This window comes from Kitasatospora sp. NPDC001547 (assembly GCF_042894165.1).
GTDB lineage: Bacteria > Actinomycetota > Actinomycetes > Streptomycetales > Streptomycetaceae > Kitasatospora.
Map to the genome: position 1 here is coordinate 124,369 of NZ_JBIAVL010000019.1, position 23,613 is coordinate 147,981.

Genomic DNA, 23,613 nt, shown 5'->3' on the forward strand with positions numbered 1-23,613 from the left:
GCACCCGCGCAGCACCGCGCCCCCGCACCACCGCAGCACCGAGCCGCCACCACCCCGAGGAGAGCACCATGACCCCTCCGCTGCGCACCGAGCACCTGGAGTTCATCCCCTACCGGCCCGAGGACGAGGACGCCTTCGTCTCCCTGCTCCGCAACGCGGAGGTGTGCCGCTGGATGGGCCAGGACCTCGTGCCCGAGCCGGACATCCGCACCCTGTTCCGCGCGATCCTGTCCGACGTCTACCCGCAGAACCTCTTCGACGTCTGGGGCATCTGGCTGGACGGGGCGTACGCCGGCCACGCCGAGGTCAAGCGCACCGGGAACGTCGACGGCCACGAGCTGGTCACCGCGCTGGCCCCGGAGTTCTGGGGCCGCGGCCTGGGCGGCGAGGTGGTGCGCGGACTGATCCGCTACGCCCGCGACGAGCTGGGGCTCAAGGAGGTCTACGGCATGGTCGGCGCTGAGAACACCCCGAGCCTGACGATGTGCCGCCGGCTCGGCTTCCGGCACCTGCGCGACGTCGTCGGGGACGACGGCTCGGTGACCAGACTGCTGGCCGCCTCCACCGACGGGGCCTGATCGCGCCCTCGCCCCGCTCCGTCCCCTCGCCCCGGCCCGCGGCACGCCCGCCCGCGCCGCGGGCCCGGCCCGCCGCCGTTCGTGTGACACACCGGCGGGCCGCCTTCCCGCCCCGCAGCACCGAACCCCATTAGGCTCGTCGGATGACACGACTGGGGACCTCACGACTCGACGCCATCGACCGGGCCCTGTTCGACCGCATCGCCGCCGCCCCGCTGCACGGGACCGGTCCGTGGCTGCGGGCGCTGAGCCGGGCCGCCGACCACGGAGTGCTCTGGACGGGCGCCGCCGCCCTCCTCGGCGCGGTCGGCGGACGCCGCGGCCGGCGCGCCGCCCTGCGCGGACTCGGCTCGCTCGCGATCGCCTCGGCCACCGCCAACACCGTGGCCAAACACGCCACCCGCCGGCCCCGACCGGTGCTGGACGGCGTGCCGTCGGTGCGACGGCTGCTGCGCCAGCCCGTCACCACCTCCTTCCCGTCCGGCCACTCCGCCTCCGCGGCGGCCTTCGCCACCGGCGTGGCGATCGAGTCCCCGCTGCTGGGCGCGGCCGTCGCCCCGGTCGCGGCGGCGGTGGCGCTCTCCCGCGTCTACACCGGGGTGCACTACCCGGGCGACGTCCTCGCGGGCGCGGCCCTCGGAACGGCGGCCGCCGCCACCACGCTGCGCTGGTGGCCCCGTTTGTCCGACGCGCCGCCGCCCGCCGCCCCCGCCGCCTTCCCGGCACCGGCCCTGCCGCGCGGCCGGGGCCTGTCCGTGGTGGTCAACTCCGGCTCGGGCAACGGCTCCATGACGGCCACCGGCCCCGAGGAGACGGCCGACACCCTGCGCGGCCTGCTGCCCGAGGCGGACGTCCGGGTGTGCGGGCCCGAGGACGACCTGGCCGAACTGCTGACCGAGGCCGCCGACCGGGCGGCCCGCGACGGCGGCGCGCTCGGGGTGTGCGGCGGCGACGGCAGCGTCAACCTGGCCGCCGGCCTGGCCGTCGACCGCAAGCTGCCGCTGGCGGTCTTCCCCGGCGGCACCCTCAACCACTTCGCGCTCGACCTCGGCACCACCACCCACCAGGACACCGCCACGGCCGTCGAGGCCGGCACCGCGGTCGGCGTGGACCTCGGACTGGCCGTCGACCACACCGGGTCGCGCACCTTCGTCAACACCTTCAGCCTCGGCATCTACCCCGAACTCGTCCACCAGCGGGAGAAGTTGGAGAAGCGCATCGGCAAGTGGCCGGCCCTCGCGGTGGCCGTCGCCAAGCTGCTGCCGACCGCCGAACCGGTCACCGTGCACGCCGGGGGCCGCCCGCACCGGGTGTGGCTGCTGTTCGCCGGCAACGGGGCGTACGAACCGGCGGGCTTCGCGCCCACCCACCGGGCCGCCCTGGCCGACGGGAAGCTCGACGTCCGCGTCGTCGACGGCGGCAGGCCCTTCGCCCGCACCCGCCTCGCCGCCGCCTTCCTGTCCGGCACCCTGCACCGCTCCCGGGTCTACCGGACCGCCCGGCTGCGCGTCCTGGACCTGGACTTCCTCGGCGACGCCGACCGGATCGCCGTCGACGGCGAGAGCGTCCCCGCCCGCGGCGCCCTGCGGCTGTCCAAGAACCCGGCGGCGCTGACCGTGTACCGCCCGCCGGTCACCTCCTGACCGTCCGGTCCCGGTGGGCCCGCCCGGAGCGGGCCTACCGGACCGCCACCCCGACCAGGCAGGTGTCGTCGTCGGTGTCCGCGCTGCTGTACCGCAGCAGGTGGTCCAGCTGGTCCTGGAGCCCGTCGACGCCCGCGGCCGCGCCGCGGTGCGCCTGTTCGACGAGGCCGGTCAGATTGGTCAGCGAGGCCTGGAGGGACTCGTCGCGGCGCTCGATCAGCCCGTCGGTGTACATCACCAGGGTGTCGCCCGCCTCCAGTACGAACTCCCCCTCCTCGTAGTCCGCCTGGTCCAGGGCGCCGAGCAGGATGCCGCCCAGCTGCGGGAGGGCGGCCGCTCGCCCGCCGCGCAGCAGGACCGGCGGCGGGTGCCCGGCCCGGGCCCAGCGGAGCCTGCCGCTCCCGGGCTCGTACAGGCCGCAGACCGCGGTGGCGGTGACGTTGTCGGTGAGGTGGTGGGTGACGCTGTTGAGCCAGCTCAGCAGCTGGGCCGGTCCCGCGCCGGTGGCGGCCAGTCCGCGCAGCGCGTTGCGCAGGGCGACCATGCCGGTGGCGGCCTCGATGCCGTGCCCGGAGACGTCGCCCACGCACAGCATGACGTCCCCGGAGGGCAGCGTCAGCGCGTCGTACCAGTCGCCGCCCACCAGGTGGTCCTTCTCCGCCGGACGGTAGCGCACGGCCACGTGCAGGTCGTGCAGGTCCAGCGGGCCGCGGGCGGGCGGCATGATGGCGTGCTGGAGCTGGAGCGCGAGCCGGCTGCGCTCCGCCGCCTGCTGCTCGCTCTGGGCCAGCTGGTCGCGGGTCGCGGCCAGGGCGACCTCCGTCCAGTGCTGGGCGGAGATGTCCTGGTAGGCGCCGCGGACGATGTGCGGGCTGCTGTCCGGGGCGGGCACCGGCTCCGCCACCACCCGGATGTGGCGGGTGACCCCGTCGGGCCGCAGGAGGCGGAAGGCGGTGGAGGCCGGCCGCCGGTGGTGCAGCAGGGTGCGCAGGAACCGGCCGATGGTGTGCCGGTCGTCCGGGTGGGCGTGCTCGGCCAGCTGGTCCAGGGGGATCGGCGACGCGCCGGGCGGCAGCCCGTGCAGCTCGAACAGGGTCTCGTTCCAGGCGATCTGACGCGTTCCCAGGTTCTCCTCGAAGCCGCCGATCCGGCCGAGCCGCTGGGCGTGCTGCAGCAGCCGGGCGACCCTCGGGGTGCCGTCCCCGAGGCGCCACACCACCGCCAGGTGGGTGCCGTGCCGGCTGATGCTCACCTGGGCCCGAGTGGTCAGCGGCACGCCGTCGACCAGGGCGGCGAGGTGCATGTCGTGGGTGCGGAAGGGCTCCCCGGTGGCGAAGACGTGCTCGACCTTCTCCGCCAGCCCGCCGGGCTCGGCGGCCAGCGGGTACGCCTCCAGCAGCCGGGTGCCCACGATGGCGCCGGTGGGCCGGCCGGCGAAGTCGACGAAGGCGGGATTGACGTGCCGGATCAGGAACCGGGGGAGGTGGTCGTCGTCGGGGGACAGCCGCAGGACCAGGCACGGGTCGAGCAGGCCGTCGACCAGCTGCCGCAGTTCACCGAACTGCCGGTCGTCCGGCTCGGGACCGGGCGGTTCCTGGCCGCTCCAGGTCTCCAGGGTCGCGGCCGCCAGCTGCGCGAGCGCCTCGAACTGCCGCTGGAGCGACTGGGACTGCTCGGGCAGGGCGTCGTGCCAGCAGATCTCCAGGACCCCGATGAGCCGGCCGCCGGTGCCCGCCGGAACGGCCAGCCGACCGCCCCGGACCTCGTGCTGGCCGATCGACGGGAGCGAGGCGTCGGCGAGCGTCGGGTAGCCGACGGCCGAGCGCTCGTCCAGCGCCCTGCGGGCCGGGGTCGGGACGCCCGGGGGCACGTGCCGCCAGCGGCTGGCCTCCTCCTCGGGGAAGCCGGCACTGCCGGCCAGCGAGAGCGAGAGGTCGGGGTGCGCCGCCCAGATGGCGACGGCGGCCGCGCCGAGCGGCCGCAGCGCGTGCTCCAGCATGGACCGCGCGGCCGCCGCCGCGTCGCCGGCGAGCGCGTCCGCCTCGGTGCTGCGGAGGCGGACGGAGACCGGCTCCGCCGGCGGGGCGTCGGCCGACGGCTCGGCGGCACCGGCCACGAAGCCGCGGGCGAGCGCGGATATCTCGTCCGCCGCGGACTGGTTGACGAGGTCGGCAGCGAAGGCCAGGGTCGAGGTCCCGGACCGCTCGGCGAGGCTCTCCAGCTGCCGCGCCGCCTCGGTGGGGCCGCACCGCAGCCGCTCGACGAGCACGCCGACGGCCATCTCGACGACCGCGCGGCCCGCCGCGTGGGCCTCGGCGCGGTCGAGTTCCAGCCGCAGCCGCTCCACCGTGCCGGCGAGCCGGCCGACCGCCGTCGCCTCGCGCTCCGACTGCCGGGCCGGCGGCGCTCCCGGCGTGGCGGGAACGCCCGGGGGCCCGGCGCCGGCGTCGCCGGCGGTCGGTCCGGTCGACGGGCGCTGGCCGGCGGCGGACTGCTCCGGAGGCTGGTGCACGGTCGGGACTCCTGGGGTGCGGCGGCTCGTGACGGATGGTGGGGTGACGCGGGCGGGCGCGCCGGTGCTAGACGGTGAGGTGACGCCTGATCCGGCTGATCACCTCGTCGGCGTCGACCGGCTTGGTGATGTAGTCGCTGGCTCCCGAGGCGAGGCTCTTCTCCCGGTCACCGACCATGGCCTTGGCGGTCACCGCGATGATCGGCAGTCCCTCGTGCTCCGGCATGGCGCGGATCGCCGCGGTCGCGGAGTAGCCGTCCATCTCCGGCATCATCACGTCCATCAGGATCACGTCGATCCCCGGGTGCACGGCGAGCGCCTCCAGGGCGGCCCGCCCGTTCTCGGCCTGGAGGACGTGCATGCCGTGCAGTTCCAGGATGCTGGTGATCGCGTAGAGGTTGCGGTCGTCGTCGTCGACGACCAGCGCGGTGCGGCCGGAGAGCGCCCGGTCGGCGCCGGGGTTCCAGGAGGACTCGCGGTCCGTTCCGCGGACCAGCTGGACGACGCTCCCGGGCCGGTCGGCGCTCATGTGCAGGGCGATGCGCTCGCGCAACTCGTCGAGGCTGGAGAGGACTTCCAGCGGCCGTTCGCCCGCGCGGCGGACGGCCTGCTCGTGCTCCGGGACGACGCCCCGGTTGTCGTGGGCCAGCACCGGGACGGTGTACAGGGCCGGGTCGCCCTCCATCTCCTTCAGCAGGGTCGTGGAGGTTCCGTCGGGCAGGCCCAGCTCCAGGACGACGCAGTGGCACGGCGCGGTGGCCAGGGCCGTGGCGGCCTCCTGCGCGCCGACCGCGGCGACGATCTCCACCGGCCGCTGCGTACCGGAGTAGCGGGCGAGGTCCGCGACGGCGTTCTCCGCGACCAGGGAGAGCAGGCCGTTCGGGCGGCCCTCCACCACGAGCAGGCGACGCGGCCGGCCGGCGGCGGGGTGATCCGAGTGGTGTCCGGCGTCCTGCGAGGGCAGCGCGGCCGTGTGCTCGGCCGACTGGAGCGCGGCGCCGGGGCCGCCGGCGGGGAGACCGGCGGGCTCGGCGGGCAGGTAGAGGGTGAAGGTGCTGCCCCGGCCGAGGGTGCTCTCCACGGTGATGGCGCCGCCGAGCAGGAAGGCGATCTCACGGCTGATCGACAGCCCGAGCCCGGTCCCGCCGTACTTGCGGCTGGTGGTCCCGTCGGCCTGCTGGAACGCTCCGAAGACGGTCTCCAGGTGCTGCGGGGCGATGCCGATGCCGGTGTCGGTGACGTGGAAGGCGAGCACCGGCCCGTCGCGGCGCACCCCGTCGGGGACGGCGTCCTCGTCGGCGGGCTCGATCCGCAGCTCGACCCGGCCCTGCTCGGTGAACTTCACGGCGTTGGACAGCAGGTTGCGCAGCACCTGGCGCAACCGGTAGTCGTCCGTGCGGAGTTCGGACGGCACCCGGCTGGCCGTGCGGACCGCGAAGGCGAGGTTCTTCTGCCCGGTCATCGGGCGGAAGGTGGCCTCCACGTAGTCGAGCAGCGACTGCAGCGGCACGTCCTCGACGTTGAGGTCCATCTTCCCGGCCTCGACCTTGGAGAGGTCGAGGATGTCGTTGATGAGCTGGAGCAGGTCGGAGCCGGCGGAGTGGATGATCCCGGCGTACTCGACCTGCTTGGCGGTCAGGTTCCGGGTGGGGTTCTGGGCCAGCAGCTGGGCCAGGATGAGCAGGCTGTTGAGCGGGGTGCGCAGCTCGTGGCTCATGTTGGCCAGGAACTCGGACTTGTACTTGGAGGCGAGGGACAGCTGGTGGGCGCGTTCCTCCAGCTCCTGGCGGGCCTGTTCGATCTCCAGGTTCTTGGCCTCGATGTCGTGGTTCTGCGTCGCCAGCAGCTCCGCCTTCTCCTCCAGCTCGGCGTTGGAGGCCTGGAGCTCCTCCTGGCGCGCCTGCAACTCCTCCGAACGGGCCTGGAGTTCGGCGGTGAGGCGCTGGGACTCGCCGAGCAGCTCGTCGGTGCGGGCGTTGGCGATGATGGTGTTGACGTTGACGCCGATGGTCTCCAGCAGCTGCTCCAGGAAGTCCCGGTGGACCTGGGTGAACGGCCGGACGGAGGCCAGTTCGATGACGCCGAGCACCTGTTCCTCGACGACGATCGGCAGCACGATCAGCGACAGCGACTCGGTGCGCCCCAGGCCCGAGGAGGCGGCCAGGTAGTCCGGCGGCAGGGAGTCGACGGCGATGGTGCGCCGGCTGCGGGCGGCCTGGCCGACGAAGGACTCGCCGAGGCGGAAGCTGGTCGGGCGCTCGCCGTCGGGGAACGCGTAGGAGCCGACGAGCCGCAGCACCGTTCCCTCGGGGCCCTCCTCGGCGAGGTAGAAGGCGCCGCACTGCCCGCCCACCAGCGGGGCGAGTTCGTCCATCACGGACTCGGCGACGACCGAGAGGTCCCGCCGGCCCTGCATCAGGGCCGAGAAGCGGGCGAGGTTGGTCTTCAGCCAGTCCTGTTCCTCGTTGGCGCGGGTGGTCTGGCGCAGTGACTCCACCATGGCGTTGATGTTGTCCTTGAGGTCGGCGACCTCGCCGGAGGCGTCCACGGTGATCGAGCGGGTCAGGTCCCCGGCGGTGACGGCGCCGGTGACCTCGGCGATGGCGCGGACCTGCCGGGTGAGGTTGCCGGCCAGCTCGTTGACGTTGGCGGTGAGCCGCTTCCAGGTGCCGGAGACGCCCTCGACCCGGGCCTGGCCGCCGAGCCGGCCCTCGGTGCCGACCTCGCGGGCCACCCGGGTCACCTCGTCGGCGAACGAGGACAGCTGGTCGACCATGGTGTTGATGGTGGTCTTGAGCTCCAGGATCTCGCCGCGGGCGGTGACCGTGATCTTCTGGGTGAGGTCGCCCTCGGCGACGGCGGTGGCGACCTGGGCGATGGCGCGGACCTGCCCGGTGAGGTTGCCGGCCATGGAGTTCACCGAGTCCGTCAGGTCGCGCCACGTCCCCGAGACGCCCTCGACCTTGGCCTGGCCGCCGAGCCGGCCCTCGGTGCCGACCTCGCGGGCCACCCGGGTCACCTCTCCGGCGAACGAGGACAGCTGGTCGACCATCGTGTTGACGGTGTCCTTGAGCTCCAGGATCTCGCCCTGGGCGTCGACCTCGATCTTCTGGGTGAGGTCGCCGCGCGCCACCGCCGTGGTCACCTGGGCGATGTTGCGCACCTGCCAGGTCAGGTTCCCGGCCATCGCGTTGACCGAGTCGGTGAGGTCCGCCCAGGTGCCCGAGACGCCCGGCACCTGCGCCTGGCCGCCGAGGCGGCCCTCGGTGCCGACCTCGCGGGCCACCCGGGTCACCTCCGAGGTGAAGTGCGACAGCTGGTCGACCATCCCGTTGAACACGGTGGCTATCTCGCCCAGCAGCCCCTCCGCGTCGTCGGGCAGCTCGGTGCTGAAGTCGCCGTCCCGTACGGCCGTCAACCCGGCCAGCAGCTGCCGCAGTTCCGCCTCGTTCACCAGCGCGGTGCCCGGCCCGTTCTGCGAGCGGTGCTGCGAGTCGGGGGGCAGGGTCGGGCCAGCCATCGAAACGTCGCCTCCGTAGAACGCCGGGCCGCCGGCCCGCATCCGGTCGTGGGCACCACGGAACGGTCCGTGGTCGCAAAGGGGGTGGGATCCCCTCCGGAGGCTATCCCAGCTCCCGGCCACGCCGAAACGACTGGTCGCCGCGTTGGACCCGGCGGTCCGGCGCGTTAGCCTGGGCGGATCCGCGGCGCACCCGAAGTGTACGAACCTCCTTTTCGGAATCTTCACGCCCGGTGGCCGCATCGATCGGCCGAACCGGGGTAGCGGGCGTTGCGTCATACCGAAACGACGAAGGGACCCCGATGGCCGTGACCACTCGCGAACCGCTCGTCACCACCCCCGCGCCCCTGCCCTCCACGGCGGAGCTGCGTGAGCTGCTGCCGCCGGAGCTGGCGCAGGAGCGGGATCTGCGGGAGGTGGCGCCGGCCGATGCCCGGGAGTTGAGCCGGGTCCTGCTGCGCCGGCTCGCCACCCTGGAGGAGGGCACCCGGGAGTACTCGTACGTCCGGTCCACCCTGGTGGAGATGAACCTGTCCCTGGTCAGGTTCGCGATCCGCCGCTTCACCGCGCACCGCGAGCCGCAGGAGGACCTGCTGCAGGTCGGGGCGGTGGGCCTGATCAAGGCGATCGACCGGTTCGATCCGGACCTCGGTGTGGAGTTCACCACGTTCGCGCTGCCGACGGTGCTGGGGGAGATCCGCCGGCACTTCCGGGACACCACCTGGGCCGTCCACGTGCCGCGCCGCCTCCAGGAACTGCGGATCGTGCTGGCCAAGGCCCAGGAGCGGTTGGCGCAGGAGCTGGACCGGGCGCCGACGGTGGCCGAGCTGGCCGGGCACCTGCAGCTGTCCGAGGAGGAGGTGGTGGAGGGGCTGACCGCCTCGAACGGCCACACGGCGGGCTCCCTGGACCTCGGGGGTGCGGAGGACGACGAGGGGCCGGGGTCGCTGGGCAGGCGGTTCGGGGAGGAGGACCGGGACCTCTCCAAGGTCGAGGACCTGGTGGCGCTCAAGCCGCTGGTCGCCGCCCTGCCGGAGCGCGAGCGGCTGATCCTCTCGATGCGCTTCTGCGAGGACCTGACCCAGTCGCAGATCGGTGAGCGCCTGGGGGTGTCCCAGATGCACGTCTCCCGGCTGCTCTCGCGCACCCTGCGGCGCCTGCGCGAGGGGCTGGAGGACGACTGACCGGGCGCCCGCCGGGGGAGGACCCCCGGTGCACCGGCGCGACCGCCCGGTCCGTTGCGCCACCGCCCTGACCTGCCTAGAGTCGGAGGGCATCCGACACCGAGGGGACGACGATGACGCCTTCCGACCACGACGCCGGAGACCTGGCCTTCGCGGTCCCGCCGCCCCGTCCGGAGGCGGCGGTGGAGACCCGGACCGTGGGCGGCGGGGCGGTGGTGTGCGCGCTGGCGGGCGATCTCGACATCGAGACGCTCGCGCCGGTGGCCGCCGCGCTCACCGGTCTCCTCGCGCGGCGTCCGCCGGTGATCGTCGTCGACCTGGCCGGCGTGGCGTTCTGCGACTCCTCCGGCCTGAACCTCCTGCTCCGGATCCGTGCCGAAGCGGAGCGGGAGGGCCTGCGGCTGCGGCTGGCCGCGGTGCCGCCCACCGTCATGCGCGTCCTCGAACTGACCGGCGCGCGAACGGTGTTCTCCCTCCACGGCTCCGTCGCATCGGCGCTGGAGTCCTGACCGGGACCCGGGCCTCGTCCCTCCCCGATCCGCCGGCCGCCGGCGGTGTCGGGGGAACGAGGCATAATCCGGGAGGCACGGGGAAACCGAGCTTGCGAACCGCCGTCGATCCGAAGGGGAACCCTCACATGACGATGAGTCGGGGCACCCTGGACGGTGACCCGCGGCCGCCCGGGCCGGCCCGGCCGCCCGGAGTCCAGCGCAGACGGCTGACGCTCGTCGGGATGCCGACGCCGGTCGCCCGCGCCCGGGCCTGCGCCACCGAGGCGCTCGCGGACTGGTACGCGCCCGCACCGGAGTTCGCCGCCGACGTGGTCCTGGTGGTCGCGGAGCTCGTCGCGAACGCCATGCTGCACGGGGACGGCCCGCTGGAACTGGTCCTGGACGTCACCCAGGCGCGCCTGCGGGTCGAGGTCAGCGACCGCAGCCCGACGCTGCCCGAGCTGCGGCGCCCGCACGTGCCCGCCGTTCCCGGCGGCCACGGGCTGTTCATCGTGGAGCGGATCGCCGATCGCTGGGGCGCCGAACCGCACGCCCGGGGCAAGTCGATCTGGGTCGAGTTCGACGCCCCCGGGCTGCCCCGCGCCTGACCGGCGGCGCCTGATCCCAGCCCCCGCCCGGCACCGCTCCGGTGCCGGGCGGAGGGCGGCTCGCGGCGCGACGCGCACGGCGAGCAGGGCGATGTCGTCGTCGCTCTCCGCACCGAGGGCGATGACCAGCTCGTCGCAGAACACGTGCAGGGGTGCCCGGGCGAGGGCGGCGGTGTGCCGGCGCAGCCGGTCCATGGCGTCGTCGAGGGACTGCCCGCGGCGCTCGATCAGGCCGTCGGTGTACAGCAGCAGGGTGGAACCGGGCGCCAGGGGCTCCCGGGCCGTGGGCCGGGGCGTGTCGGCGTCCATGCCGAGCAGCAGGCCCGCGGCCCCGTCCAGGTAGCGGGTCCCGCCGTCCTCGGTGGTGAGCAGCGGCGGCAGGTGGCCGGCGGAGGAGTGGTGCAGCTCCCAGGGGCCCGACTCACCGCCCTTGACCAGCGCGTACACGCAGGTGGCGGTGGACTGCGGGGTGAGGGTGGTGCTCGCCCGGTCCAGCTGGCGCAGCACCTCGCCGGGCGGCTCCCGGCGGTCGACGGCGATCCCGCGCAGCATGTTGCGCAGGGCGCTCATCGCCACGGCGGCCCGCAGGTCGTGGCCCGCCACGTCGCCGATGACCAGCACCAGGTCGTCCGTGGGCAGGACGAAGGCGTCGTACCAGTCCCCGCCGATCTCGGCGGTGGTGCTGGACGGGGCGTAGCGGGCCACCAGGTCCAGGTTGGCGACCGGGGGCACGTCCGGCAGCAGGGCGCGCTGGAGGCGCTCGGCGGTGCGCCGGGTGTGCTGGTGCAGCCGGGCGTTGTCCACCCCGAGGGCGATCCCGCGGACGAGTTCCGCCACCAGCAGCACGTCGTCGCCGGTGAACGGGTACTCGTCGCGGGTGCGCACCAGTGTCAGCGCGCCGAGGATCTCCCGGCGGGCCCGCAGCGGGGCCACGATGGCGCTGCTCGCCTCCAGCCGCTCGAACATGTCCAGCTGCCGGGCCTCCAGGGCGCTCTGGGCCCGCTCCGGCGGCGGGAAGTCGGTGACCAGCAGCGGGCCCGCACCGCGCATCACGCGCGGCAGGGAGCCCTGGGTGTCCTCGGCCAGCGGAGGGAGCCGGCCGAGCAGGCCCTCGGGCATGGGCATCCGCGGGTCGCCGGGGACCACGCAGACCCGCTCCACCCGGCCGGGCGTGTCGTCCAGGAGGTCCGCCACGCACCAGTCGGCCAGCCGCTGGGTCAGCACCTGGCAGACCCGGTGCAGCCGTTCGTGCAGGTTCAGGGTGCTGCTGAGCGCCAGGCCGGTGTCGGCCAGCAGGGCGAGGCGGTCCAGGGCGGCCCGCTCGATGCTCGCCCGCCGGGACTTGCTGGTGGTCGTCGGCAGGCTCACCGGGCCGGGCTCCATCCTCGGGCCGTGCAGGTTCCGCAGCTCCTGCGGGTCCTGCGGGGCGCCGGTGGGGCCGGTCCGCGCGGTGAGCTGGGCGACGAACACCGTGCGCCCGTCGATCGCCTCCTGGGTCTGCACGCGCAGCCGCACGGGGACCAGCCGGCCGTCGCGGCGCAGCGCGGGCAGCGGGACGGAACGGCCCAGGATGCGGGGCTGGCCGGTGAGCAGCAGGGAGGTGAAGGCGGCCTCGTGCCGGCCGCGCAGGTGCTCGGGGATCATCACGGTGAGCCGCTCCCCGATCAGTTCCTGCGGGGACCAGCCGAGCAGGTTCGCCGCGGCGGCGTTCACGGCGATGATCCGGTTGAGGTCGTCGGCCGCGACCGTCGGCTCGGTGGCGGCCGCCACCTCGCTCGCGTCCCACGGGGCCAGCTCGGTCGGGGTGCCGCTGGGCGCGTCGGGGTTCAGCGTCCACGCGGTGGGGTCCGCGCCGGACAGCTGGGAGGTGATCTGGTCGAACAGCCACTCCCGGAAGGCCCGGATCTGCGGAAGTGCCGGGAGGATGAGCAGGGCCCCCTGCTGGGCGGCGGCCTCCGCCTGGTCGAGGACCCGGTACAGGGTGGCCACGGCCTCGGCGCCGTCCGCCGGGAAGGCGACCAGCACGGAGAGCGTCGAACTGTCCGGGGTCTCCTGCTGCACCGAGGCCGTCATGCACTCGCAGATCATGTTCCCGGCGTCCCGGGCGACCGTCAGGTCCGCTGCGGACACGACCACGCGCTCCTCGGCGCACCCGTCCAGGTACAGCTCCCGCAGCAGGCCCTCCCACTGCTGCTGCGCCGCCCAGTACAGGGCGTACGGCACGTCGATCAGCGTCACGGTCGCGGTCGGGCCGACCGCGGCGACGGTCTCCCAGGCGGAGGCCGGGGGGTCCGGCTGCCCGGGCCACAGCTCGAACCAGACCGTCTTGCGCTCCGCGTCGCTGTGGACGCCGTGGCTGGGCGCGAGGTCCTCCACCAGGCCCAGGCCGCGTCCGGTGGAGGCGTACGGATGGCGGTCGTGGGGGACGAGGCCGACCTCCGGCCGCCCGTCGCTGACCCGCACGTTGACCCGGCCGTCCTGCGCCCACGCCTGCACCTCGAACTCGGTGCGCGCGTGCAGGACGGCGTTGGCCGCCAGTTCGCTGGTCAGGAGTTCGGCCGTGTCCACCGTCTCCGCTGGTACGCCGGCCAGCGCCGAGCGCACGAACCGTCGCGCCAGCGCGACGTTCTCGGGGGCCGGGGCGAAGCGCCGCGACGGGACCCCGGGCGGACTGAGAATGCCCATACCGGGCGTCTGCTCGGAAACACCGGCGCTAAAAGGCCGGGGCGCCGTCCCTCGCGGACGCCGCCCCGGCACACGCTTTCCGTCAGCCGGCGGTGGGCGGCGGGAAGCGGTCCCAGACGCGGTGGGCGGCGAGCAGCAGGCCGAGCTGGTCCACGGCCTGGTCGGGCCGGACGCCGGTGAGGACGCCCGGGGCGTCGGCGGCGATGCCCGCGGCCTGGAGAGCGGCCTGCCCGCCCTCCAGGACGAGGATCGGCTTGGCGTGGCGGTAGGCCTCGGTCAGCATCAGCACCAGCCGGGCGTCGACCGGGGAGGCGGCCGGCAGCGGGTTGGCCGCCTTGGCGTCCCGGGCCGCCTCGCCCTCGGGCGCCGGTCCGGGGGCACCGGCCAGGACCAGCGCGTCGAACTCCACCGAGCGGGCGGTGGCGAAGGTGCGCTGCACGGCCAGCGGCTCGTGGTTGCCCTCCGGGCGGAGGCTGCCCCCGGCGGCGGAGATCACCAGGGGGACCATGTCCGCGTCCAGCACGGCCCGGCGCACCGTCGCCAGCGCGCCGTGATCGGTGCCCGCGACCAGCCCGACGACCCGCCCGTCCAGCGGCCAGGTCCGCCCGACCTGGGAGAGGGCGGGGCTGGGCCGGGCCGGGGCGAGCGGTTCGGCGGGCTCGGGCGCCGGCAGGCCGAGACCGGCCGCCACCTGCGCGCACAGGTAGCCGTCGATTTGGGCCAGTACCCGCAGGCCGCGCTCCTTGATCGCCTGTTCGTGGCACTTGCCGAGTTCGAAGGTGTAGGCGGCGATGATGTGCTCGCGCTCCACCGGGCTCATGCTCGCCCAGAACAGCCGGGGCTGGCCGAAGTGGTCCGCGAAGGACGCCGGCGCCTCGCGCACCTTGGTGGCCGGAGCCACCGGCGTCGGGTACTCGATGAAGGGACGGTCCCCGGCGCCGGCGAAGAACGGGCAGCCGCCGTCGAGCGAGTTCGGCTTGTACGGCGCGACGCCCGAGTGGACGGCGTCCTGGTGGAAGCCGTCGCGCAGCATGTCGTTGACCGGGGCGTGGGTGCGGTTGATCGGGATCTGGGCGAAGTTCGGGCCGCCCAGCCGGGTGATCTGGGTGTCGAGGTACGAGAACAGGCGGCCCGACAGCAGCGGGTCGTCGGTGATGTCGATCCCCGGCACCAGGTGCCCGGGGTGGAAGGCGACCTGCTCGGTCTCGGCGAAGAAGTTGGTCGGATTGGCGTTGAGGGTGAGCAGCCCGACCGGGCGCACCGGCGCGAGCTCCTCCGGAACGATCTTGGTCGGGTCGAGCAGGTCGATGCCCTCGAAGGTCTGCTCCGGCGTGTCCGGGAAGGTCTGGATGCCGAGCTCCCACTGCGGGAACGCGCCCGCCTCGATCGCGTCGGCGAGGTCCCGGCGGTGGAAGTCCGGATCCGCCCCGGCGACCAGCTGCGCCTCCTCCCAGACCATGGAGTGGACGCCGAGCCTGGGCTTCCAGTGCCATTTGACGAGCGTGCTCGCGCCCTCGGCGTTGACCAGGCGGAAGGTGTGGACGCCGAACCCCTCCATGGTGCGGAAGGAGCGCGGGATGCCCCGGTCCGACATGTTCCACAGGGTGTGGTGGGTGGCCTCGGTGTGCAGGGTGACGAAGTCCCAGAAGGTGTCGTGCGCGGACTGGGCCTGCGGGATCTCCCGGTCGGGGTGGGGCTTCGCCGCGTGGACGACGTCGGGGAACTTGATCGCGTCCTGGATGAAGAACACCGGGATGTTGTTGCCGACGAGGTCGAAGACCCCCTCGGAGGTGTAGAACTTCGTCGCGAAGCCGCGGGTGTCACGGACGGTGTCCGCCGAGCCCCGGGAGCCGAGCACGGTGGAGAACCGGACGAACACCGGCGTCTCGACGTCCTCGCCGAGGAACGCCGCCTTGCAGACGGCGCCCGCGCTCCCGTACCCGCGGAACACGCCGTGCGCGGCCGCCCCGCGGGCGTGCACCACCCGCTCGGGGATGCGCTCGTGGTCGAAGTGGGTGATCTTCTCCCGCAGGTGGTGGTCCTGCAGCAGCACCGGACCGCGGGGCCCGGCCTTGAGGGAGTGGTCGCTGTCGGGCAGGCGCACGCCCTGCGCGGTGGTCAGGAAGGCGCCGCTCTGCGACCGCACCCGCGCGTCGGCACCCGTGTCGCGCCCGGTCGCGGTCACCGGCCGCGGAGCCGCCTGGTCGGGTTTGGGGGGCAGCGGGTCGTGCACCTCGGTCGGCTCCTCGACGCCCGGCGAGGCGGCGCCGGGCGCACCGGGGACCTCCGGGCGGTCGGTCGGGGTGGCGCGCTCGACCACGTCGGCGACGGCGTCGACGATCTTCTTCACCGGTCCGGACTCGTTCATGGATGCTCCTCGTACTCGGGGGACTCTGCGCAGGTAACCCCGCGGCCGCCTCCGGAAACGGATCCGCGCGCCGGCAACCCGAGCGCGCGGTGCTGTCCCGCGACCGGAGGCTCCCGGCGTGCCGACGGCGAAGGCGCCCCGTAGGCCGCGGTGTCGCGGCCCACGGGGCGCCGGGTTCCGTCACCAGCGGCGCGGCCCACGGGGTGCCGGGCGGCTACCAGCGGTACCAGCGGCCCCGCCCGCCGGCCGCGGTCGTGCCCCGGGCCACGAAGCCGATCAACCACAGGACGAACACGACGACCGCCGCCCACCAGAGCACCTTCAGGGCGAATCCGGCACCGAACAGGATGAGCGCGAGCAGAAGGACCAGAAGGACCGGGACCATGGTGTAGACCTCCTCGGTTAGTGGTGACCGCCCTTCTGCCCCCGGACCGCCGATGCATGCCCCCCCTTGCCCGTGGTGCCCTCAGAACGCCGCGCGCAGGGCCGGCAGCAGCGTCTCCTCCGCCCACCGCAGGAAGGCGGGCTGGGAGTCCCCGCCGACCTGGACGAGGGCCACCTCGTCGAAACCGGCGTCCACGAACGGACGGACGGCCTCGACGAAGTCCTCCACCCTGTCGCCGCACGGGATGGCCTCGGCGACGTCCTCGGGCCGGACGAACCGGCTCGCCGCGGCGAAGCCCGCCGTCCCCGGCAGGTCGGCGTTGACCTTCCAGCCGCCGCCGAACCAGCGGAACTGTTCGTGGGCCCGGCGCACGGCCTCGTCGCGGTCGCGGTCCCAGCACACCGGCAGCTGGCCCACCGCGGGCTTCCCGGCGCCGCCGTGCTCGGCGAACCCCGAGATCAGCCCGGCGTCCGGCTCGACGGCGATCACCACGTCGGCGAGCCGCCCCGCGAGCGCGCAGGACGCGGGCCCGGACACCGCCATCCCGATCGGCGGCGGCTGCTCCGGAAGGTCCCACAGCCGTGCGCCGACCACGTCGAAGTGCTTCCCGTGCCGGGTCACGTACCCGCCCTCGAACAGCGCCCGGATGATCTCCACCGCCTCCCCGAACATCTCCTGGCGCACCTGGGCGGCCGGCCAGCCCCGGCCGACGACGTGCTCGTTGAGGTTCTCCCCGCTGCCCAGCCCCAGCCGGAACCGGCCCTCGGAGAGCAGCTGGAGCGTCGCCGCCTTCTGCGCCACCACCACCGGGTGGTAGCGGAAGGTCGGGCAGGTCACGTAGGTCATCAGCGGTATCCGCGAGGTGGCCTGCGCCGCCGCGCCCAGGACCGCCCACGCGTACGGGGCGTGGCCCTGCTCGTCCAGCCACGGGAAGTAGTGGTCCGAGACCACCGAGAAGTCGAAACCCGCGCGTTCGGCGAGCACCAGGTCGGCGACGAGGCCGCGCGGGCCCCGCTGCTCCGTCATCATCGTGTATCCGATCTGCACCATGCCCCCGCGCCTGCCCGGTCCGGCCCGTTCTCCACACGCGCGGGCCGGACTTCATCCGGTCGGCCGGACGAGTCGGCCGGGAGCGGCCGTGAGCGGCCGGAGGCATGAACCGGCGGGACGGGGTTAGACGAGTGGGGCCAGCGCGAACCCGATCGGAAGGAACCGCCGTGGCCGACCTCTCGCACGTGTCAGAAGCCCCGCAGCCCCGGTGGAGCCGTGAGCCCGACGGGGCCTGCCACACCGCGGACGGCGGCGTCTTCGGCGGGTCCGCCGACGAACCCGTGGCCGCCGTCCGGGCCCGGGAGGAGGCGGCGAAGGCCGTCTGCGCCGGCTGCGACGTCCGGGTGGAGTGCCGGCGCCACGCCCTCGCGGCCCGCGAGCCGTACGGCGTCTGGGGCGGCCTGACCGCGGACGAGCGCCGCGCCCTGTTCACCGGTGACCCGGTCGCCTCCGCGGCCTGACCGGTCACCGGCCGCCCCGGCCGGGAGGTGGGCTCCCGACCGGGGTATCCGCTGCCCCGGCCGCCGACACCGGCGGCCGGGGCAAGCGGGCTACGGCGTCCGACATCGGAGGCCGGGGGCAGCGGGCTACGGCGCCCGCGAGGCCGGCTCCAGCTCGTAGAGCGCGAACGCCCGTCCGATGACCGGCTGCGCCACGTTGCGCACCCGTACCCCGCAGGCGGTGAGGCCGTGCTCGGTGCCGAGGTGGGCGTGGCCGTGGACGGCGAGGTCGGCACCCGCGGCGTCGATCGCCTCGGCGAGGAGGTAGCTGCCCAGGAACGGGAAGATCTCCGGCTGCTCCCCGGCGAGGGTGTCCGCGACCGGCGCGAAGTGGGTCAGCGCGATGCGCAGGTCGCAGCGCTCGGCCGCCAGCCGGTCCAGCGAGGCCCGCAAGCCCTCCGCGCAGTGCCGGGTGTGCCGGATGAAGGCCTTCATCTCCGGCTCGCCGAACTCGCTGCCACTGCGGCCGGCGAACCCGCCGCCGAAGCCCTTCGTCCCGGCCACGCCGACCAGCCGACCTCCCACCCGGACGGTCGTCGAGGTGCGCTCCAGCACGTGGACGCCGCGCCCGGAGAGGATCGCCGCGACCTCCTCCGGGCAGCCGGCGTCGTAGTCGTGGTTGCCCAGCACGGCGATCACCGGCACCGGCAGACCGGCCACCTCCTGCGCGACCACCGCGGCCTCCTCCGGGACGCCGTGCCGGGTGAGGTCGCCGGCCAGCAGCAGCAGGTCCGCCCGCTCGCGCAGCGCCTCGAAGGCGGGCCGCAGCACGCCGTGGCTGTCGCGACCCAGGTGGATGTCCCCGACGGCGGCCAGCCGGATCACCGGAGCACCTCCGATCCGGCCGGCGGCCGGTCGTCGGCCAGCACGATGTCGGTGTGGACCACCAGCCCGGCCAGGGTCTCGGCGACGATGCGCTCGACGGCCGCCCGGTGCCGCTCGGTGGGGACCGTGCCGTACACCGTGACGTGTCCGCCGCGGGTCTCGATCCGCAGGCCGAGCTCGCCGATCTCGGCCTCGGCGAGACGGTCGCGCAGGTGGGCCACCCGGTACTCGGTGTCGTCGGTGCCGGTCATGCCTCGACTCCTTCGGGTTCGATCACCTGGAGCCGTTCCAGGAGGTAGAGGAAGGCGGCGGCCATCGGCGCGTCGCCGTGTTCGGCGCGGATCTTCGCCCAGTCGACCTTCTCGCGCAGCGGCCGGACCACGGCCAGGACGGCTCCGAAGTCGCAGTGGTGTTCGGAGAACGCGGCGAGGAGGCTGCCGACCAGGTCGGTGGCGGACAGCACCGGCATGCGCACGGAGTCCACCGGCAGCACCTCGGCGCGGTCCAGCAGCTCGGAGGTGACGGGCCGTTTGGCGAGTTCGAGGATCAGATCGACGTCCTGGCCCAGGCAGCGGGCCTTGAGCAGCCAGTCCTCGGGCGGCAGGAAGACCTGCAGCCCGGCCTGGCGCAGGGTCCGGGTGACGGCCTCCGCGTCCTCCCGGCGGATGCAGAAGTCGGCGTCGTGCTGGAGCCGTACGGTCGCGCCGTGCGCGTAAGCGGCCACGCCGCCCGCCACCGCGAAGGGGTGGTCCTCGGCCTTCAGCAGGGAGCCGATCCGCTTCGCCGCCTCCAGGATCGCCTGGGCCCGGTCCGGCGGGAGGGACTCGTCGGAGTGTTCGGAGTGTTCGGAGAGGTGGTCCATCGCGGCCTCCTCGGCGTCCGTTCCGGTTCGGAAGGGTCCAGTGCGTTCGGGAGCGGTTCTGTACGCCCGGTTGCGGCGTTGCGGTTGCGGTTGCGGTTGCGGTTGCGGTTGCGCTTGCGGGACGCGGTTGCGGTCGCCGCTGCTGTTGCGGGACGGTTCGGGCTCGATCCGGGACGCCTCCGGCGGGTACCCGGCAAGCGGGACTTCACGCCGCGGGCCGGCGTGGCCCGCACCGTTTCCACCCCACCGTTTCCACCCGACGGCCGTGGGCACGCGCCCACCCATGGAACCTTCCCCCGTGCGTACCGCGCGCCGGCGCCACTACCTGCTGTGCCCGCCGACCCACTTCGCGGTGGACTACGCCATCAATCCGTGGATGGACCCCACGCGCCCCGTCGACCGCGCGGCCGCGGAGGCCCAGTGGGGCCGACTGCGCGACGCGCTGCGGGCCCTCGGCCACCGGGTCGATCTCCTCGACCCGGTGCCGGGACTACCCGACATGGTGTTCACCGCCAACGGCGCCACGGCGATCGACGGCCGGGTGCTGGTGGCCCGGTTCCGGCACCAGCAGCGCGCCCCCGAGGCCGAGGCGCACCGCCGATGGTTCGCCGCGGCCGGGTACCGGCCCGTACGGGTCGCGGGACCGGTCAACGAGGGCGAGGGCGACTTCCTCCTGGCCGGCCGGAACCTGCTGGCCGCCACCGGCTTCCGGACCAGCCGCGCCGCCCACCACGAGGCCCGCCGGGTCCTCGGCCGCCCGGTGGTCAGCCTGGTCCTGGTGGACCCGCGCTTCTACCACCTCGACACGGCGTTGGCGGTGCTCGACGACGAGCAGATCATGTACCACCCGCCGGCCTTCGCCCCGGAGAGCAGACGGGTGCTGCGCGCGCTCTACCCCCGGGCCATCCTCGTCGCCGAGCCGGACGCGGCCGTCTTCGGCCTCAACGCCGTGAGCGACGGACGGCACGTGGTGCTCCCCGCCGCCGCGCACGGCCTGGCCGGGCGGCTGCACCGGGCCGGATACGTGCCCGTACCCGTCGACATGCCGGAACTGCTCAAGGGCGGCGGCGGGCCGAAGTGCTGCGTGCTCGAACTACGGCCGGGGTGACGGGCGGGCGGTCGACGGGCGCGGCGCCCCCGTCCTCCGTACTGGCCGGACCGCGCTCGGACCGGGTCGCGCCGGATCGGATCCGATCGGGTCGGATGGCGTCGGATCGATCCGCCGGGCCGCCGGGAGGCATGCGTCGGCGCGCGGCGGGCAGACGCGCGGATGACCGGGGGAGAGCCCCGGCCACGCCGAACGAGGAGAGCACAGATGAGCATGGTGAAGGAATCGGTCGACGTCGACGTGCCCGTGGGCACCGCCTACAACCAGTGGACGCTGTTCGAGGAGTTCCCGCGCTTCATGGAGGGCGTCGACTCGGTGACCCAGGTGGACGACCGCCACAACCACTGGCGGACGAGCATCGGCGGGGTCACGCGCGAGTTCGACACCGAGATCGTCGACCAGTTGCCCGACGAGCGGATCGCCTGGCGGACGGTGGGCGGAGACGTGCAGCAGCAGGGCGTGGTGACCTTCCAGCGGCTCGACGACCAGCACACCCGGGTCAACATGGCCATCGACTTCCGCCCGGAGGGCATGGTCGAGAAGGCCGGAGACGCGCTGGGCGTCGTGGACCGCAGGGTCAAGGGGGACCTGCGGCGCTTCAAGGACTTCATCGAGGGCCACGGCCACGAGCAGGGCGGCTGGCGGGGGCGGATCAGCCCCGGCTGAGCGCGGTCCGGCCCGTGCGGCGCTCGGCCCCGGTCCCCGCGAGGGACCGGGGCCGAGCCGGGTCCGGGAGGGCGGGACCCTTGCACGCCGAACACACCGTCTTCCCACCGGAGTTCGTCCCGGAGTTCGCCCCGGAGTTCGCCGTGCGGCGGTGGGTCGCCCGGCAGCGCCGGTGACGACGTGATCCCCGGTGCCCGCGATGTGGCCGCAGGCACCGGGGATCACAGGGACGACCCCGGCCCTCACGAGGAGCGCCGGGGCGGCTCCGCGCGTTGTGACGCCCGCTGCGCCGGGCGGTCGTCGGTCCCGTGGCCGTCGTGACCGCCCGGCGCGGCACGGGAAGGGCGCGGACCGTCGCCGTCGGGAGTGCCCCAGGAGTCGGCGCGGGCGGCGGGAGCGCCCCTGGGGGGCTTCGGCCGCCGCCGGTTCAGGTGGCGGCTGCCCCAGGCGAACGCGCCGATCAGCAGCAGGGCTATGGCCAGGGCGGGTACGGCGACGGCGAGCAGCGAGGGGCCGTCGGGTGCGGCCAGGAGCGATTGGGTGGCCATGGGTCTTCTCCTTTCCCGGATCCGGCGGCGGGCCGTTCCCCGGGAGGCGGGGGCGGGCCCGCCGGTGTCGCCCGCCTACCCCGTCCGCCGGGAGGCATGCCTGCCCCGGTGCGGAGCGGATCAGGACAGCAGCTGGGCGAGGGCGGCGTCGACGTCCAGGTGCTCGGTCTCGGTGCCGGCCGGTACCAGGCGGAAGGAGTCGAGGAGGAACGCCGATACGACGGCCGCCGGCACGCTGATGACGGCGCGCGCGGACGGGGACCGCAGGGTGATCAGCACCTGGCCCTCCGGCCCGGGCGCGACGGTCACGTCCCCGCAACCGACCGGGCCGTGCCGGCCCTGGTCGAGCAGGTCGCGCGCGAAGGTCCACTGCGTAGCTTCGTCGTCGCCGAGCGGGGGGAAGGCCAGGCACACCGCGTACGGCGACGCGGTGTCGAAGCGCAGTTCCGCGTCCACGGCGACGTCCGGGAACGGGCCTTCGGGCAGGGTGACGGCGGTGGACCAGGAGGTGGCGACGGTCATGCGGCGGACTCCCATTCTGGCGGTGGCACCGGGCTCTCCTCCGGCCGCGGCGGCCGGGGTTGCAGCGCTCGGTTACCCGCGCGCCCGGGGTGCATTCCTCGTCTCTCAACGCGGCCGGGTCGCCCGGCGTGATCCCCCGCCCGGGTGGTTTCCCCGCCGCGGGGCCGGGCAGGCGCCGGACGATCCCGCCGCCCGGGCGGTCGTCCGCCCGTGCCCCGGACGGTCAGGGCCCCGCGCACGTTCCGCCGGAGAGCGCGCACGGCCGGCCGCCGGGCGGCGGGGCGCCCACACGGACGGGGGCCGGCCGACGGCTCCCCGATCAGGAAGGATGTCAACGATGGGTGTCGTCATCACCAGCCCGCTGCCGGAAGGCGAACGCAAGACGGTCGGGAACGCCCTGCAGGGCACCCTGGTCGACCTGCTGGACCTCTCCCTGGTGGCCAAGCAGGCGCACTGGAACCTCTACGGGCCCCGGTTCCGCTCCGTCCACCTCCACCTCGACGAAGTGGTCACCACCGCGCGTGACTTCGCCGACCAGGTGGCCGAGCGCGCCGCCGCGATCGGCTTCAGCCCGGACGGCCGCGCCGCCACGGTGGCCGCCACCAGCAGCCTGCCCGGCTTCCCCGAGGGCTGGACGGCGGACGTGACGGTCGTCGAGCACCTGGTGAAGGCGTTCGCCACCGTGATCGAACGGCTGCGGGTGCGCATCGACGAGACCGGCGAGGCGGATCCGGTCAGCCAGGACCTCCTGATCGGCCTCACGGCCGCACTGGAGAAGCACAGCTGGATGTTCCAGGCCGAGAACCGCACCTGAGCCCGCCCCGCCCGCCCTGCCCCGCCCCGGCGCCCGACCGCCGGGGCGGGGCCCGCCGGCGCCACGGCGATCGGGCCGTTCCGGCAGACTCGGCCGTATCTCCGAGCAGCTTCCGGGTGAGTCACCGGCCGACGCCGCCCATCCGCTGCACCCGTACGCGACCCTCTACCCGAGGTGGTGAGGGCGGGCTCGCTGCAGAACGCTCTCCAGGCGGAGGTCGCTCGTGCGGGCCGTGGTCTCCCGGTCGAGCTGACGTCCTCACCGGGCTGGCGCTACGTGGCCGCGAAGGTGGAAGCGGACGACCGCTCGGCGACTGTCCGGATGGCCACCAGCGAGCGCAGCTTCCTGGTCGACTGCTGGGCCCATGGCGTCGGCCAGGACACAGGACCTGGCCGACGCCGCCGACGCGATGCATTCCTGGCACCAGGGATACCGGGTGCGCGACCTCGCCTCTCGGTCGGCCTTCCTGAGGACCTGGCCGCTGGCCGAGGCCGACGAGCGCGGCGAGGCTGTGCCGGCACCGTGGTAGATGATGCGCACCCCTCAAGTTCGGACGGCCAGGCCGCTGAGTACGCCAGGCGCTGTCCGCCCCGGTCGTGCCAGGATGCTCGGCATGTCTGCTCGTGCACTGAGCTTCGGCGCAACCGCAGAAGCCTACGAAAGGTTCCGGCCGGGATATCCCAAGGAGCTCTTCGACTTGGTGATGACGTACGCGGGCCGGCCGCTCCGGACAGCCCTGGAGAT

Annotated in this window: 19 protein-coding genes and 1 pseudogene; 9 read left to right on the forward strand and 11 right to left on the reverse strand. The window is 74.4% G+C overall.

The annotated features are described in order from the left end of the window. The first annotated feature begins 68 nt into the window (after positions 1 to 68). Positions 69 to 578 (forward strand): GNAT family N-acetyltransferase, encoded by a 510-nt coding sequence (locus ACFY0X_RS28590; protein ID WP_387758796.1) that lies wholly within the window; start codon positions 69 to 71, stop codon positions 576 to 578. A gap of 143 nt (positions 579 to 721) precedes the next feature. Beyond that, complete coding sequence (locus ACFY0X_RS28595) at positions 722 to 2,221, forward strand: bifunctional phosphatase PAP2/diacylglycerol kinase family protein (protein ID WP_387758798.1); 1,500 nt, start codon at positions 722 to 724, stop codon at positions 2,219 to 2,221. A 34-nt stretch (positions 2,222 to 2,255) separates the two neighbouring features. Here ACFY0X_RS28595 and ACFY0X_RS28600 read toward each other — a convergent pair whose 3' ends face one another. After that, entirely contained in the window at positions 2,256 to 4,733 is a 2,478-nt protein-coding gene (locus ACFY0X_RS28600; protein WP_387758800.1) for a SpoIIE family protein phosphatase, read from the reverse strand. Between the two features lie 67 nt (positions 4,734 to 4,800). After that, entirely contained in the window at positions 4,801 to 8,253 is a 3,453-nt protein-coding gene (locus ACFY0X_RS28605; RefSeq protein ID WP_387758801.1) for a HAMP domain-containing protein, read from the reverse strand. Between the two features lie 302 nt (positions 8,254 to 8,555). Between ACFY0X_RS28605 and ACFY0X_RS28610 the strand changes: the two genes are divergently transcribed. From ACFY0X_RS28610 to ACFY0X_RS28620, 3 genes are all read left to right on the forward strand, one after another. Next, positions 8,556 to 9,437 carry a SigB/SigF/SigG family RNA polymerase sigma factor gene (locus ACFY0X_RS28610; RefSeq protein WP_387758803.1) on the forward strand — a complete coding sequence of 294 codons (882 nt, stop codon included), beginning with the start codon at positions 8,556 to 8,558 and terminating at the stop codon, positions 9,435 to 9,437. 113 nt (positions 9,438 to 9,550) lie between these two features. Beyond that, positions 9,551 to 9,946, forward strand: coding sequence for an STAS domain-containing protein (locus ACFY0X_RS28615; RefSeq protein ID WP_387758823.1), 396 nt, complete (start codon positions 9,551 to 9,553; stop codon positions 9,944 to 9,946). A gap of 224 nt (positions 9,947 to 10,170) precedes the next feature. Beyond that, entirely contained in the window at positions 10,171 to 10,536 is a 366-nt protein-coding gene (locus ACFY0X_RS28620; RefSeq protein WP_387758825.1) for an ATP-binding protein, read from the forward strand. 63 nt (positions 10,537 to 10,599) lie between these two features. Here the strand turns inward: ACFY0X_RS28620 and ACFY0X_RS28625 are convergent. The 4 genes and pseudogenes from ACFY0X_RS28625 to ACFY0X_RS28640 form a co-directional block, all read right to left on the reverse strand. After that, positions 10,600 to 13,221, reverse strand: a pseudogene (locus tag ACFY0X_RS28625) (SpoIIE family protein phosphatase); the annotation flags it as partial. Positions 13,222 to 13,303: 82 nt separating this feature from the next. After that, entirely contained in the window at positions 13,304 to 15,589 is a 2,286-nt protein-coding gene (locus tag ACFY0X_RS28630; RefSeq protein ID WP_387758805.1) for a catalase, read from the reverse strand. Between the two features lie 214 nt (positions 15,590 to 15,803). Further along, the gene (locus ACFY0X_RS28635) at positions 15,804 to 15,974 is read right to left on the reverse strand and encodes a hydrophobic protein (protein WP_387758806.1); all 171 of its coding nucleotides are present in this window, start codon (positions 15,972 to 15,974) and stop codon (positions 15,804 to 15,806) included. Between the two features lie 81 nt (positions 15,975 to 16,055). Continuing rightward, complete coding sequence (locus ACFY0X_RS28640) at positions 16,056 to 17,024, reverse strand: LLM class F420-dependent oxidoreductase (RefSeq protein WP_387758807.1); 969 nt, start codon at positions 17,022 to 17,024, stop codon at positions 16,056 to 16,058. 167 nt (positions 17,025 to 17,191) lie between these two features. Between ACFY0X_RS28640 and ACFY0X_RS28645 the strand changes: the two genes are divergently transcribed. Then, the gene (locus ACFY0X_RS28645; protein WP_387758808.1) at positions 17,192 to 17,485 is read left to right on the forward strand and encodes a WhiB family transcriptional regulator; all 294 of its coding nucleotides are present in this window, start codon (positions 17,192 to 17,194) and stop codon (positions 17,483 to 17,485) included. 126 nt (positions 17,486 to 17,611) lie between these two features. On the opposite strand, the gene ACFY0X_RS28650 is transcribed toward ACFY0X_RS28645, so the two are convergent. The 3 genes from ACFY0X_RS28650 to ACFY0X_RS28660 are packed head-to-tail and all read right to left on the reverse strand — an operon-like array spanning position 17,612 to position 19,211. Beyond that, positions 17,612 to 18,349, reverse strand: a complete 738-nt coding sequence (locus ACFY0X_RS28650; protein ID WP_387758809.1) for a metallophosphoesterase — start codon at positions 18,347 to 18,349, stop codon at positions 17,612 to 17,614. Further along, entirely contained in the window at positions 18,346 to 18,600 is a 255-nt protein-coding gene (locus ACFY0X_RS28655; protein WP_387758811.1) for a BON domain-containing protein, read from the reverse strand. The genes ACFY0X_RS28650 and ACFY0X_RS28655 overlap by 4 nt, the downstream gene beginning before the upstream one ends. Then, positions 18,597 to 19,211 (reverse strand): nucleotidyltransferase family protein, encoded by a 615-nt coding sequence (locus tag ACFY0X_RS28660; protein WP_387758813.1) that lies wholly within the window; start codon positions 19,209 to 19,211, stop codon positions 18,597 to 18,599. Before ACFY0X_RS28660 ends, ACFY0X_RS28655 begins: the two co-directional genes overlap by 4 nt. Before the next feature lie 298 nt (positions 19,212 to 19,509). On the opposite strand from ACFY0X_RS28660, the gene ddaH reads away from it, so the two are divergent. Continuing rightward, positions 19,510 to 20,319 (forward strand): dimethylargininase, encoded by an 810-nt coding sequence (ddaH, locus tag ACFY0X_RS28665; RefSeq protein WP_387758814.1) that lies wholly within the window; start codon positions 19,510 to 19,512, stop codon positions 20,317 to 20,319. 207 nt (positions 20,320 to 20,526) lie between these two features. After that, positions 20,527 to 20,985: an SRPBCC family protein gene (locus ACFY0X_RS28670; protein ID WP_387758816.1), complete on the forward strand. Its 459-nt coding sequence runs from the start codon at positions 20,527 to 20,529 to the stop codon at positions 20,983 to 20,985. 242 nt (positions 20,986 to 21,227) lie between these two features. On the opposite strand, the gene ACFY0X_RS28675 is transcribed toward ACFY0X_RS28670, so the two are convergent. Further along, entirely contained in the window at positions 21,228 to 21,533 is a 306-nt protein-coding gene (locus ACFY0X_RS28675; RefSeq protein WP_387758818.1) for a DUF6479 family protein, read from the reverse strand. A gap of 120 nt (positions 21,534 to 21,653) precedes the next feature. Beyond that, positions 21,654 to 22,055, reverse strand: a complete 402-nt coding sequence (locus tag ACFY0X_RS28680; protein ID WP_387758819.1) for an SsgA family sporulation/cell division regulator — start codon at positions 22,053 to 22,055, stop codon at positions 21,654 to 21,656. 337 nt (positions 22,056 to 22,392) lie between these two features. Here ACFY0X_RS28680 and ACFY0X_RS28685 point away from each other — a divergent pair, with 337 nt between their 5' ends. Further along, positions 22,393 to 22,869, forward strand: a complete 477-nt coding sequence (locus ACFY0X_RS28685; RefSeq protein ID WP_387758820.1) for a DNA starvation/stationary phase protection protein — start codon at positions 22,393 to 22,395, stop codon at positions 22,867 to 22,869. Positions 22,870 to 23,613: the final 744 nt, after the last annotated feature.